The sequence below is a fragment of the Bradyrhizobium sp. R2.2-H genome (genome assembly GCF_004346455.1).
In the GTDB taxonomy this organism is placed as follows: domain Bacteria; phylum Pseudomonadota; class Alphaproteobacteria; order Rhizobiales; family Xanthobacteraceae; genus Bradyrhizobium; species Bradyrhizobium diversitatis.
Window position 1 is genome coordinate 164263 of record NZ_SMBR01000013.1, and the last position, 14506, is coordinate 178768.

Here is a 14506-nt window from a genome sequence, read left to right on the forward strand (position 1 = left end):
TCAGGCCTCCTCGGATTGCTGACGACGCGCGCAGCCGGATACTGACTGCTCGAGCAGCGCCACCAGCTCGCGCGCGCGTTTGTCGGACGTATGCTGATCCATCGTGCGCTCATAGGCGCGCCTGGCGATGGACTGCAGGTCGGGGCTCGACATCGCCAACGCGCCTAAAGTGTCCTGCGCATCTTGGGCGATCAGGATCTCGCTGCCGGGCGTGAAGAACTCCTCGATGCCCGGCCAGTCGTCGCTCAGGAGCGGAACGCCGCAGGCCGCCGCCTCGAACAGGCGGCCGGAGGGGCACCAGCCCATCTCCGCCATGGCCTTGCGCGTGACGTTGAGGGTCATGCGTGAGGACGCAAAGAAAGGCGCATGCTCCGACGGCGGCAGATGCCGCACGAAATAGATGTTGGGCGACCACGGGAAGTCATCAGGATATTGCGCTCCGCCGATCAGGAAACGCAGGTCTTGCCGCGCTCGCGCCGGTTCGACGAAGAGCGCCTCGAGCCCGCGCTGGCGGTCTTCGGAGTAGGTGCCGAGATAGGACAGATCCGCGCGATAGTGCGGCTCGTGCGGCACCGGGCGATGAATATCGCTATCGACGTGGCCGTACAGGGGACGGACGTCGCGGGCGCCGAGCCGGTCGCGAAACTCCTGGACGACGCGTGGGCCGCCGGTGAAGCTGAGGACGAGCGCGAAATCGCGGAGGCCTCGCGTGCCGATATAAGCAACAGATTCTCCCGCCATGAGCCGCGCCAGCGTGATCGGGGTATCCAGATCATAGAAGACGGGGCTGGCGCGACCTTCGGATATGATCAGGTCGGTGGCCGCAATTGCGTCGGGACAGTAGGACGTCACGATCGCGACATCGGCATCCGCGATCTCATTGCGGGCGAGGGAGCGGGTCTCCTCCCAATTCGAAAAAAGCCGCAGTTGCCCGCCGGGCAACTCATTGAAGTCCCGGGCGCCAGCATAGTAGGGCACGTCGCGCTCGAAGAAAATAACAGTATGGCCGAGACGTCCAAGGTGCTTGCAGAGGCCGCGCCAGAGCGTCGCGTGGCCATTGCCCCAGGAGGAGGAGATGGTCAGGCCGAAAATGACGATCTTCACGCCGGCACCCGCTGGTTGATCCCGGTGATCCTGAACCCGCGTCGATCCGCACTGAGGGTGCTGACGCTCGCGGGATCGACCGTGATCGAAAGAAAGTCGTCAAGCCGCATGCGCGCGTAATGCAACAGCGCCGCGCGAATGGGCTCGGCGTGGCTGATTGCGATCACCGAGTCTACGAGAGAATCAGAGCGCAGCTGCTCGAGATGGCGGACGATGCGAGTCTGGAGCGAGCGCATGCTCTCGCCTCCGGGCGGGTGAGTGCTGCCGCGGCGGCTGTTCCAGCGCGACCATTGAGGATCTTCGCTGAGCTGCATGAAAGACCGGCCGGTCCATTCGCCATAGTCGAGCTCGTCGAGAGCAGGAACGATCTCGACGGGCAATCCGAAGCGCGCAGCGAGGATGCTGGCCGATTGCATGCAGCGCCTCTGCGGGCTCGACTGGATTAGCGACGGCCGTGGGGCGAGATTGGCTGCACACCGGGCAATCTCCTCGCAACCGATGTCGTCGAGCGTGACGCCGCACATCCGGCCGCACAGCGTGCGGCCGAGCAGGGCATGGTGGCCGTGACGCACGAGATGAATGATCCTGGCCATCAGCTGAAAACCTTGTCGTCGATGAAGGCGCGCGTCCGCCGTCCGGCCTCCTCGTCGTTGAATTGCTGCGGCGGTGATTTCATGAAATAGCTGGAGGGGCCGGTCAGGGCGCCGCCCTGGCCGCGGTCCATGGCAAGTTTTGCGCAGCGTACTGCGTCGATCACCACGCCGGCCGAGTTCGGCGAATCCCATACCTCGAGCTTGACCTCGGCGCTCAACGGCACGCCGCCGAACGTCGTGCCTTCCAGCCGGATGAACGCCAGCTTCCGGTCAGTCAACCAGGGCACGTGATCGCTCGGCCCAACGTGAATATTGTCGGGGTCCATCGGGACGTCGAACTGGCTGGTGACGGCCTGCGTCTTCGAAATCTTCTTCGATGCCAGCCGCTCGCGTTCGAGCATGTTCTTGAAATCGGTATTGCCGCCGACATTGAGCTGATAGGTGCGATCGAGCCGCACGCCGCGATCGCGGAACAGATTGGCCAGCACGCGGTGCAGGATGGTGGCGCCGACCTGGCTCTTGATGTCGTCACCGACGATAGGAAGGCCCGCATCTTCGAATCTTCGCCGCCAGTCCGGGTTGGACGCGATGAAGACGGGAATGCAATTGACGTAGCCGCAGCCGGCCTCGATGGCACGCGCAGCATACCATTCACTTGCGCGTTGCGAGCCGACCGGCAGGTACGACACGAGCACATCCGTGCGTGACATCGCCAGAACCTCCGAAACGTCGGCTTCGGGTACGTCGGCCACGGGGACGTCATCTTCGAGATAGTGCCCGATGCCGTCCATGACCGGGCCGCGCTCGACGATCACCCCGGTTTGGTCCACCTCGGCGAAGCGATGCGTGTTGTTCGGACGGGCGAAGATGGCATCGGCGACGTCGCGCCCGACCTTGTCGGCGTTGACGTCGAATGCCGATGCGATTTGAATGTCGCTGATATGGTAGCCGCCGAGATCGACGTTCATCAGGCCGGGTACGGGTTCATTCGACTTGGCGTTGCGGTAATAGGTAAGCCCCTGGACGAAGGAGCTTGCGCAATTGCCCACGCCGACGATGCCGACGCGCACGCGACGCCTGTCCTGAAGACGGGAATGCATAGACGAGAAACCTCCGGGAAAGCGCGTGGCGACAGCGTAAGTAGGTCGGCGAACGTGTCGGAAGGTATGTTCGTTCCTGTGCCGGAGCGGCCGCGTGTGCGCAGGGAGCGATTCAGGCAAACAAAATGCAGGGCGATTAACCTGGATTAGAATCGCCGCTCGCATCAACGGAACGAAGATCATCGTTGATGATGATGAAGAAGATGAAGTGGTGGTCACGCGCGTCACGTTGTGCGACGAAGAACAAATCTTGCCGGCTCGCGTTTCACCGCAAATGGCTCCAGCAATGACGGCGTCATTGCCCGGATCTGCACAAGAGTGAGGTGCGACATGACGTCCGGAACGCAAAATAGCGAGGCCGAACAGACCACTGATCACGCCACAATCCGCAATCGGGTCGACGAATCCGGCGGGCAGCCAGCGACGGTCAAAGCGACGGAAGAGGATGGGCACGCCGGCGTCTTGCGGGTCGATTTGGATCCGCCGGATGAGGGACTGAACCGCATCGGTTGGGACGAGATTCTCGACAAATTCGATGAGGCCGGTCTTGCGTTTCTGCACCAGGACCGGACCAAGGAGGGTCAGGTAAGCCGGTTTTATAAATTCGTCCGACGCTAGTGAGGCTTAGGACGTGAACAGCTGGGTCGAAGCCATGCGAGCGGGTCATTTCGCCCGCGCCTGGTCCATCGCTGACCAAGATCTCGCGGTGCTGCAGCATCCGCCCAAACACACGGGCCCGCGTCATGTGCAGCGGATTTGGCGGGGCGAGGCTCTCGCGGGCCGGCATGTCCTGGTCAGATGCTACCACGGGCTAGGCGACACGATCCAATTCCTGCGTTTCATGCAGCCTCTTCGGGACGTCGCACGGAGTGTCACGGTTTGGTGCCAGCCGGAACTTCTGCCACTGACCGAGCGCACGGCAGGCGTCGATAGTGCTCTTGCTCTGCACGACGGCACACCCGAAGCGGATTTCGAGGTGGACATCGAAATCATGGAGGTGCCGCATGCGCTCAAAGTCGGGCGGGAGCAGGTCGCGTGTGGACCCTATTTGACGCTTCCGCCGAGGGCATCGGTGCCGATCGACGGCAACAGTCTGGCTGTCGGCCTGGTCTGGGAGGTTGGCCGCTGGGATAAGCGGCGCGCCGTCGCTCCTTCAGTGTTGCGCCGGCTCGCCGTTCCCGGCGTTGTACTTCATTCGCTGCAGAGAGAGGCGACAGCCGAAGAGCTTGCACAGATCGGTGCTCGCGACGTCAGCACGCCCGATATCGCATCTCTCGGTCATCTTCTTCATGAGCTCGATCTGGTCATTTGCGTCGACACCATGGTCGCGCATCTCGCAGGAGCGCTGAGTTGCGAAACCTGGGTCCTGCTACACGCCGACTGCGACTGGCGCTGGCCTCCGTCAGGGAGCCGCTCCCTTTGGTATCCGAGCCTGCGGCTGTTTCATCAAAGGACGATCGGTGACTGGGAAGGTGTCATCGCGGAAGTGAGATTGGCCCTGCAAGAGCGCGCCAAGTTCAGGAAGAAGGTCTGAGTTGTCAGGCCATCGCCACGGCGGCTTTGGTCTCGTCCGGTTGCGCCGGTCGTGTGCCTCGATCGCGCGGCCGGATACCAAGGTAGGCAGGATCGAACTCCGCCAAGCGGACCAATCCGGGCCAGTCCGTAATCAGCAGGGTCTTACCTTGCCAATTCAACAGGTTGCCGCGCCGCAATTCCTGAATGGTGCGGTTGGCGTGGACGGGAGAGATGCTGCAGGCGGCTGCGAGGTCTGACTGGGTGAAGGGCGACGACAACCGGAAATCCTTGGCGAGCCCGACATTTTGCAGGCGCGTCGTGATCTCGCAAAGCAGGTGGGCCACGCGTGTCAACGCATCCCGGCTGCCGAGATTTATGGTCCAGTTGCGCTGGATAGCGTGGTCACGAAGCAGCATCAGTAGCAGAGTACGGGACAATGCGGGCGAGCGTGTTGATAGCTCGCGGAAGAAGCGATGCGGCACGAGCGCGACGACGGCGGGACCGAGGGCAATGAGGTTGCCGTCGATGCGCGGCCGGTAGAGTGTCTGGAGATCAGCGATGTCGCCGGGAACGGAGATCGACGTGATTTGCCCGCTCGCCCCTTCGGCGTCCTGCCAGGACAGATAACCTTGCAGGACCACGCAGCATTGATGGCTGTCATCGCCGTGGCGCAGGATCGCTTGATGGGAATTGAGGTGCGCGATCGCGCTTGGCATGTCTGCCAGCAGGTCGAGGTCGCTCGCCGTCGCGTCACCGAGACTCGCCAAATGATCGGCGAGCTTGGAAAAGGCAAATCCAGTCTGCATTGGTCTTCCGATCGCCCTCGCCTTCACCAATTGTGACTCAAATGGAAAACGCCGGACAATAACCTGTGATACGATCCATCGATTTCACGCGTAGGCATCAGCGGACACAAAGCAACCTCAGCTTTGATGTTCCCTCTGCGAGCAGGATCAAAGTGCACGCCGCTGCAAACCACCCGCATATTTTTATCGGCAAGTTGCGCTCTTTAACAATGTTAAATCCTTCGTCCTCCCCGTTGCCTTAGTCTGAGGTCTTTCAGGCTGGAGCCGCTTCAATGTTCGACACCGATACAACGGCGCTTTTGCGGGCCGTGCTCGAAGAAGTGTGCGAAAGCATCTCCCGTCGCGAGATTAGTGCCCGGACCTACGTAGCCTCTAAGCTTCTGGAAGCAGCGACAAACGGGCAGACCTCTCTTGAGGACCTCAAGCAGGCCGGTTCCAGGGCTTTGTCCGAGGCCTGCGCCGCGCGGAGGTCAGTGTAAGAGGAACGAGCCTCCTATCCGGGGACTTGAGCAAGGTCTCCACCGGAAAACGCGCATGCACGAATTTGATGGCGCTTCATCGACTGCGACCCTGACGAAGGCCACGAACGACATCTGGATTGTCGACGATCGACCCATCAGTGCAGCGGGCTTGCGTCTGCCAGTTCGCATGACGGTCATCCGGTTGCTCAACGGTGACCTTATTCTGCACTCCCCGGTGCGATATTCGGTAGCTCTGCGCGATGAGCTGGAGCGTCTGGGTCCGATCAAATATCTGATGGCGCCAAACGTTGCGCATTGGATGTTCCTGCAAGCTTGGCAAAAAGAATTGCCCGAAGCACGAACTTTCGCGGCGCGCGGACTTTCGGCGCGGAGGCAGGTTCGCGAAGCAGGCCTCCGTATCGACCGCGAGCTTGGCGCGTCCACTCCTCAAGACTGGGCGGCCGAACTCGAGACGGTGCCAGTCCAAGCCCCGATGTTTTCGGAGGTGGAGATATTCGACAAGCGGAGCCGCACCTTGGTGCTGACGGATCTCGTGGAAAATCTCGATCCTCACCACCTTCCACCCTCGAATCAGGCCGTCGCAAGCCTGCTTGGTATTGCCAAGCCCCACGGAATGGCACCCATCTATTTGCGGATGTTGTTGCGCCTTGGCGGTCGTTCGGTCCAGGCCGCGGCAGAGCGGCTTGTCGGCCTTGCGCCTGAACGGGTTATTTTTGCTCATGGCGACTGGTTCGAAACTGATGGCACCCAGCGTCTCCGCCAGTCATTGCGATGGCTGCTTCCTGCCAGGGCGTCGCGAGCGCCAGCCCGGTCAATGGCGGACACGCGCGTTGTCATCACGGGAGCGTCCAGCGGAATAGGTCGGGCTGCGGCGCTTGCGTTTGCCCGAGAAGGTGGGAGTGTAGTGCTCGCCGCCCGGCGTGGCGAGATTTTGGCGCAGCTCGCGGCGGAGTGCGAGGCGCTGGGAGGCCGCGCATTGGCGGTCCCAACCGACGTCACCGATGCCGACGCGGTGCGACGACTGGCCAGACAGGCGGAGGACGCGTTCGGCGGGATCGACGTCTGGATCAACAATGCCGGCACGGGTGTATTTGGCCCCTATCAGGACGCCGATCTCGCGCTGCATCGCCGGACGATCGAGGTGAACTTGCTGGGCACCATGAACGGCGCCTTTGCAGTCCTTCCGATCTTCCTGCGCCAGAAGCGAGGCATCCTGGTCAATAACATTTCGCTTGGGGGATGGGCGCCGACACCGTTCGCGGCCGCTTACACCGCCAGCAAGTTTGGCCTGCGTGGGTTCACGGCAAGCCTCAGGCAAGAGCTCAGAGCACATCCCCACATCCACGTCTGCGGTGTATTCCCGGCGATGGTGGATACGCCGGGATTCGTCCACGGCGCCAACATGTCCGGTAAGACGCTTGATCCAGGGCCGATGTTGTACCAGTCCGAAGACGTTGCCGAGACCTTCTTGAGCCTGGTCCGCGCGCCGCGCGATGAAGTGGCCGTCGGCTGGCCAGCCCGAGCGGGTCAGATGGCCTATGCGATCGCGCCGAAACTCACCGAAGATCTACTGGGAAGCGCATTCCGGTTCCTGCTGTCGCGGGCGAAGCGCGCACCGATCAGCGAGGGAAGCATGATCGAGGCATCGCCGCCGGGCACGTCGGTCGACGGGGGCTGGCTGGTGCGGAAACAGCTTCCGCCGGCGGGGGTCATCAGCAAAGGGCTTGCTGTACTTGGGATCGCGGCGTGTGCGGCTGTCGTGGTCTCGGCACTTGCACGCCCACGCCGGCAGACAAGGACACAACGGCGCCGAGCGTAGAGGGGCTTACCGACGGGTATCAAGGCAGCGCGTAAGCGCGCACGTAGTCGCCGAGCTTGGTGCCGAACGAGCCGTGGCCGCCATCGACCGTGACGACATATTGCTTGCCGCCTGCCTCATACGTCATCGGCGTGGATTGCCCGCCGGCGGGAAGGCGATCCTGCCAGAGCTGCTTGCCGTCGCGAACGTCGAACGCCCTGATGTAGTCGTCCATCATCCCCGTGATGAAAATGACCCCGCCCGCTGTCACGATCGGCCCGCCCAGCATGGGAACGCCGAGCTTGAACGGCAGCGGGAGCGGCGCCTGGTCGCGGATCGTGCCGATGCGGTGCTGCCACACCACCTTGTGGGTTTTGAGGTCGATGGCGGCGATATTGCCCCAGGGCGGGGCGAGGCAGGGTATGCCGAGCGGGGACAGGAAGATGCCGAGATCGACGCCATATGGGGCGCCATACATCGGCTGCACGCCGAGTTCGGTGCCCGGGGGATGCGCCGCGTTTGGTGCTGCCGGATTGTCTTTTCCGCGCGGCACGAGGCGCGAGATGAACGGAATGGACTGCGGATTGGCGATGGCGATCTGCCGCTCAGGATCGATCGCGATGCCGCCCCACTCGAACATGCCGAAATCGCCCGGGAAGACCAACGTGCCTTGCTCCGAGGGCGGCGTGAACGGCCCTTCGTAACGCAGACGCTTGAATTTGATGCGACAGGCGAGCTGGTCGAACATCGTGCTGCCCCACATCTGCGCATCCGTCAGCATGCCGGGCGGACGGAAGCTCAACTCCGAGAAGGGCTGGGTGGAAGACAACCGGTCGCCGGGCGCGGCTCCCTGCGGTACAGGTTTTTCCGGGGCAGGCACCAGCTGATGGCCGTCGCGGCGGTCGAGCACGAAGATGTCGCCGGTCTTTGCCGGAATGTAGATCGCCGGCGTGGTGCCGCCATTCGAACGCAAATCGACCAGGCTCGGCTGCGAGGGCATGTCCATGTCCCAGAGATCATGGTGCACGTTCTGGAACGACCAGCGCAGCTTTCCGGTGGCGATATCGAGGGCGATCAGCGCTGAATCGTAGCGCTCCTTCTCCGGCGAACGGCCGCCGCCCCAGATATCCGGCGAGCTCGAGCCGAGCGGGACATAGACGAGCCCCAGCGTTTCATCGACTGCCGAGATGCTCCATGAATTCGGTGATCCCGCTGTGAAATGGTGTGAGTCCGACGGCATCTCGTTCGGATCGGGATTGCCGGCATCGAAGGCCCAGATGAGTCGGCCCGAATAGATGTCGAAGCCGCGGATGACGCCCGACGGCACGCGATCGGAATAATTGTCGATGACAGCCCCGCCCACGATCAGGACCTTGTCGGTCACCACGGGCGGCGAGGTGCCTTCGTAGAAACCGAGCGTCTTGATCTCGCTTCCTCCTTGAGGTCGATCTGGCCTTTGTCACCGAAGCTGACGCACGGCGTTCCGCTCCGGGCGTCCAGTGCGAACATCCGGCCGTCATTCGTCGGTACGAAGATGCGTTCCGGACAATCGCCTGGTGCCGGGGTGCCGTAGGCCGTAACGGAGCCCTCCTTCGTCGCGTGATAGGACACGCCACGGCAGGTCATGTGCTGGAAGGCTTTGTTGTGCTGAACCTGCGGGTCGAACTTCCAGCGTAGCTGACCGGTCTTGGCGTCGAGCGCGAACACGATCTGGTGCGGCGAGCAGATGTAGAGGAGGTCGCCGATCTTGAGCGGCGTCGCCTGGTTGGTGATCTCGTCGGGATCATCAGCGCCCTTGTGATCGCCGGTGCGGAATTCCCAGGCGAGCTTGAGATCCCCGGCGTTGGCTGTGGTAATCTGGCTGAGCGAGGAATAGCGCGTGCCAAAACTACTACCGCCATAGGCCGTCCAGTTCTCGCCGGCGATGGGCGGAACTCCATCCGCGGAGGCGATGGCACCCGTCATCTTGCTCTCCGCTATTGTACCGGCTAAGTCGTGGCGATCGCGCGCCAGAGAGAGGCCGAGCACGCCGGCCGCGACGATCAGGACGAACCCGAGCGCCCAGCGCGCGGCCCGCAAATTGGGCGCCAAACGTCGGGCTATGAACGGCAACAGCAGCCAGACGCCGAGTGGCGCAAGGATGTCGCCGCGCGGTGCCAGCGACCAGAAATCGAATCCGGCTTCCCAGATCGCCCACGCCATCGTGCCAAGCAGCAGCGCGGCGTAGATCCAGAGAGCCTCGGCACGACGTCTTATCAGCAGCCACGCCGTGAGCAGCAGCATAATTCCGGCGACGAGATAGTAAGCGGAGCCGCCGAGCATCGCGAGCCACGCACCACCGCCGACGAGGCCCAATCCCATGATGGCGATCATCACGATGGTGACGGCCAGCAATGGCGCATCGCGAAACAAGCTTGCAGGGCGCGGTGTGGGATTCATGTGGTCTACTTCAGCGTATAGAGAAACGCCGCGATGTCGCGTGCGTCCTTCTGCGAAATGCCCATTCTCGGCATGGCGTTGCCGGGCAACGCGCGCTGCGGATCTTCGATCCAGTCAGCCATGTTGTCCGGCGAATTCCGGATGTACCCGGCGATATAGGTGCGCGTGCCGATCCGGTGCAGGGGCGGGCCGACGTTGCCGTCGGCGCCGGCAATCCCGGGAATGTCGTGGCAGCTGCCGCAATGGTAGTTCTTGACGAGATCTGCGCCGCGACGTACGTCGCTTTCCGGGCCGGTCGCCTTACCGGGTTCGCAGGCTGCAGCCGTCATGGCGAGCAGCGAGCCGATCAGCAATCGTGTCATTGGACTGATCATCGGCTGCTCCGCTTCCTCAATCAGGGCTTTTGACCGAAATTGAAGGACTTGGTGGCGGACCACGGGTCGGTCGTCGAGACCTGCTCGCTCGGAACCTGCTCGAGCTCAGGCGACAGTGGGTCCGCCGAGAACGTGCGGCCCCATTGTCGGTTCGGCTCGTTGCTGATCATGCCGATATAGGTGACGAGGTCCCAGATCACGCTGTCGGGCAGCACACCGCCCCAGGCCGGCATGCCATTGGGCCGTCCCTGGTAGATCGACAAATAGATATTTTCGGGCTGCGAGCCGTAGGTGAAGAGATTGTTGCTCAGCGCCGGCCCCATGCCGCCGCCGCCATTCGGCGCGTGGCAGCCGACGCAATTGAAATTGACGAAATAGGTCATCCCGCGCTGCTCGGCATTGGGGTCGCCCTGGACCGGATTCTTGATCACAGGCGGATCCGGCTGCGCGCCCGGGAACAGCGTGGTCACGGGCACCTGCATGAATACGCCCGGCCTGCCGTTGCCAACGCTGCCGCCGAAGTTCGGCCGCGGCGCCAATGTCGGCATCTGTGCCTCCTGCGATTGCGGCAGGGTCTGCTGGGCAAGCAAGGGACTGTTCGGCACCGTCGCCAGCAGTAGCGATAACACGCTCGTACGCAGCGGCAATGCAGACATTACCCGGGTCCTCCTGAAACTGTCACAGGCTCCTCCACCAGGGGCACGCCGTAGCTGCGCAGCAGTGCAGCGATCTCGGATCGATGTGCATCGATGAACGCGTTCAGCTGGTCGCGCAGCGCGTGGTCCCCCTTGCGAACGCCCATCGAAATGGCGAACTGGAATTGTTGGGGTGCGAAACGGTCGCCGTCCCGGATCGGGGTGACCGACAGCGGCACCTTGGAATGCGCGGCGAAATAGCCGCCGAGCGGCCCCCATGCGGCGGCGACGTCGATCTCGCCGTGTTCGACCGCCTCGATCAGGCGTGCAGGCGGATCGGCCTGACGATAGTCGCCATAGATCGAGTATCCCCGGACATTGTCGACGATCCCGAGCTGGCCAAGTGCCTGTGCGGGCGGTGGGTTGTTGCCGTCGTCGCCGACGAGATGCACGCCGATCGTCAGGCGATGCAGGCGGGGATCAAGCAGGGACGAGAGATCGAGATGCTCGTCCTCACGGCTCACGAAAACATAGGTCGAGCGATAATAGGGCTTCGTGGTCTCTACGAGCTCGTAGCCGGCAGGCACGCCCATCACGACGTCGCATTTCTCGGCCCTGAGCGTGTTGCGGATGAAGCCCCGACGCTGTGCCCACCACGTATAGGACACCGACCGTCCCAGCGCCTCGGCCACCATCGAAGCGAGCTTGTTCTCAAAACCGGCTACGGCGCTATTGGAGAACGGCAGATTGTTCGGGTCAGCGCAGACGCGAAGCTCGCCATTCGGCGCGGCGGCTACCGAGGATGCGATCCCGATCGGGCCGGCAAAAGCGAGAGCAACAGTAAGGACGGCCCAATCACTGCGGAGACGCATGGCTGCTGTCCTGATTGCTGGTGCCGCCGAGCTTAAACACCAAAAGCTCACTGCCACCTGCCGTGTAGAATGGCAGGTCCTGCATCGCACCGGTGAAGCCGAGCGCGCCGTTGCGCACGCGCTGATCCACCTCTGCATTCGCCACTACACCAGGCCAGCCGCCGACACCGGAGAGGATCGCGATGTATTGCTGCCCATCGGATCCCCGATAGGAGATCGGCTGACCGATGAACCCGGAGCCCGCGCGAAACTGCCAAAGCAATTTGCCGGACTTCGCGTCCACCGCCTTGAACAGACGGTCCATCGTTCCGTAGAACGCGACGTCGCCCGCGGTCACCAGCGCGCCGCTCCAGACCGGCAGCTTCTCGTGAATCTCCCAGACCTTCTTCCGAGCGACCGGGTCCCACGCCATGAACTCGCCGCGATGGCCGCCTGGGCCGGCATACATATCGACATCGGCGCCGATATAGGGCGTGCCGGCGATGTAGCCGACCTGCGACGCCTTGAAGTTCATGCAGAGATGCTGGTGCGGAACGTAAAGCAGCTTGGTGCGGGGTGACCAGGCGGACGGTTGCCAATCCTTTGCGCCCGGCGCGGTCGGGCAAATGTTCTCGACGGTCTTGCCGACCAGAGGGGTCTTCTCCTCATTGGGGATGATCTTGCCGGTCTTGAGGTCGACACCCTTATAGGCGTTCACGAACTCATAGGCGTCCGCCGAGATCACCTCGCCGGAGGCGCGGTCCATGACGTACATATAGCCGTTGCGTCCGGGGTGGATCAGCACCTTGCGCGGCTGGCCATTGAGCTCGAGGTCGACCAGCACGTTCTCGTTGACTTCGTCATGGTCGAACAGATCGTGCGGGTTGACCTGATACGCCCATTTCGCATGGCCGTTGTCGGGATCCCGCGCGAAGATGGTGGTGCTCCAGAGATTGTCGCCGCTGCGCTGGTTCGCATTCCACGGGCTGGGATTGGCGGTGCCGTAATAGATCAGGTTGAGGTCGGCGTCGTAGGAAATCCATCCCCACATGGTGCCGCCGCCGACCTGCCAGCGGTCGGCGGGCCAGCTCTTGACGCCGAGATCTTTGCCTTTGAGGTTGTCGTAAAAGGGCTTGAAATCGTCGCCGATCAAGACGTCCTTGTCGGGGCCCGTGGCATAGGCGCGCCAGGCGATGGCACCGGTGTTCTCGTCGAGCGCAGTCACCCAGCCGCGAACGCCCATCTCACCGCCGCTGTTGCCGATGAGCACCTTGCCCTTCACGACGACCGGCGCCATCGTGATGGTCTCGCCCTTGTTGATCTCTCCGAGTTTCGTGTGCCAGAGCTCCTTACCGGTCTTGGCATCGAGCGCGACCGAGTGATTGTCCAGCGTATTGAGAAAGATCTTGCCGTTATCGAAAGCGAGCCCGCGATTGACGACGTCGCAGCAGGCAACGCCCGCTGCGGCCGGCTCCGGCTTCGGCGCGTAGGACCATTTCAGCTCGCCTGTCGTGGCATCCAGCGCGAAGACGCGGTTCGGGTAAGGTCCGGCGTAGGGGCTGACCACATACATGGTCCCGTCAACGACCAGCGGGGCGGCCTCCTGGCCGCGATCGGCTCCGACTGAAAACGTCCAGGCAAGTTGCAGGCGTGAGGCATTGCTGGCGTTGATCTGGTCAAGTGCGCTGTAGCGCGTGTTGGCGTAGTCCCGCGCCGCCATCGGCCACTGGCCGGGATCCTTCATGCGGCTGACGAGATCAGCTTGGGCGAGACAAGGCGACAGCAACATGCCGCAGGCGGTGGCCGCACTCAACGTTCCCCACAGCAATCGCCTGAGGCCGAACATTAACATAAGTGAAGATCTCCACGGCTTGACGAGGCCGTGCCGCGTTGCAGGCCGGTTTGCGAACGTACAAACGTCGCACGCACGCTTGGTTCCTAAGTTCCGAGAGTCTGGCTATCTGACGACGTTTCCCGAGACGCCGGCACCAAGATCGACCGCAATCTGGTCCTCCCTGCCGTTGCACTTGGGATGACCGTAGCCCGACGGGCTTTTGCCGTCTGGTCCGATGTCGTAGATGATCGCGTCCTTCATGTTGGGACTGACGCCGGCCGGCACATGATCGAGCCCAAGGAGGTGGCGCACGCGCCAGGCGACATTGTGGTCCGCACAGGAGCTGTCGCCGCTGACGCCGAGCGCACCCGCAATGCCGTTGCCATCGTAGAGGGCGAGCCCACCGCCGAACACGACCACGCCGCCAACGGGTTTGCCGACCATCGGATCTTTTGCCGTGCCGAACTCGTCGGGTGTGCCGGCATAAATGACCTCTGGAGAGGGCGGATTGCTGAGCGCCGCACCAAATAGAAGGCCGCCGGGCTGTGCGCCCGCATAGAGATTGGCAGTGGCCATCGCCTTGTCCTTCAGGCTGAACGCATTCGCAGTGTTGGCTTTCTCGGCGGCGATAGCACGGCTTCCGAGCCACTGATCGTCGACCTTGCTGCCGCTGTAAGCGACGGCGCAAACCACCCCCTGGCGATTGACGACGGCAGCCCATTCATTGTTGTCGAGGCCGCCATTGCTGGGGCCGCCGCCGGGCTTGACACTTTTCTTGAGAATGTCGGCGAGCTGATCATGGTCGACCGGACACGACATTCCCGCGCGCGGCTGATCTTGCGCGATGGCACCTTGCGGCCGCGCAAGGGCGGCTGCGAGCATGACAGTCGCTACGACGGTTCGTTTGCGCATAGGGCCTCCACGGAAATGTCGCGCGTCAACTGGCGAACGTTGCAACACACCTGCGGTTCCTAT

Annotated in this window: 12 protein-coding genes and 1 pseudogene; 3 read left to right on the top strand and 10 right to left on the bottom strand. The window is 62.8% G+C overall.

The features are described from left to right. Genes EDE08_RS29575 through EDE08_RS29585 form a run of 3 tightly spaced genes read right to left on the bottom strand, consistent with a single transcriptional unit; the run spans window position 1 to window position 2797 of the window. Complete coding sequence (locus EDE08_RS29575) at window positions 1-1104, bottom strand: CgeB family protein (protein ID WP_131872308.1); 1104 nt, start codon at window positions 1102-1104, stop codon at window positions 1-3. Next, window positions 1101-1697, bottom strand: a complete 597-nt coding sequence (locus EDE08_RS29580) for a histidine phosphatase family protein (protein WP_131872310.1) — start codon at window positions 1695-1697, stop codon at window positions 1101-1103. Before EDE08_RS29580 ends, EDE08_RS29575 begins: the two co-directional genes overlap by 4 nt. Continuing rightward, entirely contained in the window at window positions 1697-2797 is a 1101-nt protein-coding gene (locus EDE08_RS29585; RefSeq protein WP_131872419.1) for an inositol-3-phosphate synthase, read from the bottom strand. The genes EDE08_RS29580 and EDE08_RS29585 overlap by 1 nt, the downstream gene beginning before the upstream one ends. A 631-nt stretch (window positions 2798-3428) precedes the next feature. Here EDE08_RS29585 and EDE08_RS29595 point away from each other — a divergent pair. Then, window positions 3429-4331 carry a glycosyltransferase family 9 protein gene (locus EDE08_RS29595; protein ID WP_245524915.1) on the top strand — a complete coding sequence of 301 codons (903 nt, stop codon included), beginning with the start codon at window positions 3429-3431 and terminating at the stop codon, window positions 4329-4331. Window positions 4332-4335: 4 nt separating this feature from the next. Here EDE08_RS29595 and EDE08_RS29600 read toward each other — a convergent pair whose 3' ends face one another. After that, window positions 4336-5118, bottom strand: coding sequence for a Crp/Fnr family transcriptional regulator (locus EDE08_RS29600; RefSeq protein WP_131872313.1), 783 nt, complete (start codon window positions 5116-5118; stop codon window positions 4336-4338). A gap of 272 nt (window positions 5119-5390) precedes the next feature. Between EDE08_RS29600 and EDE08_RS29605 the strand changes: the two genes are divergently transcribed. Then, the gene (locus EDE08_RS29605) at window positions 5391-5597 is read left to right on the top strand and encodes a hypothetical protein (protein ID WP_131872315.1); all 207 of its coding nucleotides are present in this window, start codon (window positions 5391-5393) and stop codon (window positions 5595-5597) included. Window positions 5598-5652: 55 nt separating this feature from the next. Then, the gene (locus tag EDE08_RS29610) at window positions 5653-7419 is read left to right on the top strand and encodes an SDR family oxidoreductase (protein ID WP_131872317.1); all 1767 of its coding nucleotides are present in this window, start codon (window positions 5653-5655) and stop codon (window positions 7417-7419) included. Window positions 7420-7438: 19 nt separating this feature from the next. Here the strand turns inward: EDE08_RS29610 and EDE08_RS29615 are convergent. From EDE08_RS29615 to EDE08_RS29640, 6 genes and pseudogenes are all read right to left on the bottom strand, one after another. After that, window positions 7439-9837 (bottom strand): annotated as a pseudogene (locus tag EDE08_RS29615) (glucose/quinate/shikimate family membrane-bound PQQ-dependent dehydrogenase). Window positions 9838-9842: 5 nt separating this feature from the next. Continuing rightward, entirely contained in the window at window positions 9843-10199 is a 357-nt protein-coding gene (locus EDE08_RS29620; RefSeq protein ID WP_245524916.1) for a c-type cytochrome, read from the bottom strand. A 32-nt stretch (window positions 10200-10231) separates the two neighbouring features. Continuing rightward, window positions 10232-10867, bottom strand: a complete 636-nt coding sequence (locus EDE08_RS29625) for a c-type cytochrome (RefSeq protein WP_131872321.1) — start codon at window positions 10865-10867, stop codon at window positions 10232-10234. Beyond that, window positions 10867-11718, bottom strand: a complete 852-nt coding sequence (locus EDE08_RS29630) for a substrate-binding domain-containing protein (RefSeq protein ID WP_131872323.1) — start codon at window positions 11716-11718, stop codon at window positions 10867-10869. Before EDE08_RS29630 ends, EDE08_RS29625 begins: the two co-directional genes overlap by 1 nt. Then, window positions 11702-13549, bottom strand: coding sequence for a methanol/ethanol family PQQ-dependent dehydrogenase (locus EDE08_RS29635; RefSeq protein ID WP_131872325.1), 1848 nt, complete (start codon window positions 13547-13549; stop codon window positions 11702-11704). The genes EDE08_RS29630 and EDE08_RS29635 overlap by 17 nt, the downstream gene beginning before the upstream one ends. A 105-nt stretch (window positions 13550-13654) precedes the next feature. Then, on the bottom strand, window positions 13655-14443 hold the full coding sequence (locus tag EDE08_RS29640; RefSeq protein ID WP_131872423.1) for a heme-binding protein: 789 nt from the start codon (window positions 14441-14443) through the stop codon (window positions 13655-13657). Window positions 14444-14506 lie beyond the last annotated feature (63 nt).

Coding starts and splice junctions, on each gene's coding strand:
- EDE08_RS29600 (WP_131872313.1), bottom strand. CDS start 5,118: ATGCAGACTGGATTTGCCTTTTCCAAGCTCGCCGATCATTTGGCGAGT.
- EDE08_RS29610 (WP_131872317.1), top strand. CDS start 5,653: ATGCACGAATTTGATGGCGCTTCATCGACTGCGACCCTGACGAAGGCC.
- EDE08_RS29580 (WP_131872310.1), bottom strand. CDS start 1,697: ATGGCCAGGATCATTCATCTCGTGCGTCACGGCCACCATGCCCTGCTC.
- EDE08_RS29605 (WP_131872315.1), top strand. CDS start 5,391: ATGTTCGACACCGATACAACGGCGCTTTTGCGGGCCGTGCTCGAAGAA.
- EDE08_RS29585 (WP_131872419.1), bottom strand. CDS start 2,797: ATGCATTCCCGTCTTCAGGACAGGCGTCGCGTGCGCGTCGGCATCGTC.
- EDE08_RS29620 (WP_245524916.1), bottom strand. CDS start 10,199: ATGACACGATTGCTGATCGGCTCGCTGCTCGCCATGACGGCTGCAGCC.
- EDE08_RS29625 (WP_131872321.1), bottom strand. CDS start 10,867: ATGTCTGCATTGCCGCTGCGTACGAGCGTGTTATCGCTACTGCTGGCG.
- EDE08_RS29630 (WP_131872323.1), bottom strand. CDS start 11,718: ATGCGTCTCCGCAGTGATTGGGCCGTCCTTACTGTTGCTCTCGCTTTT.
- EDE08_RS29640 (WP_131872423.1), bottom strand. CDS start 14,443: ATGCGCAAACGAACCGTCGTAGCGACTGTCATGCTCGCAGCCGCCCTT.
- EDE08_RS29635 (WP_131872325.1), bottom strand. CDS start 13,549: ATGTTAATGTTCGGCCTCAGGCGATTGCTGTGGGGAACGTTGAGTGCG.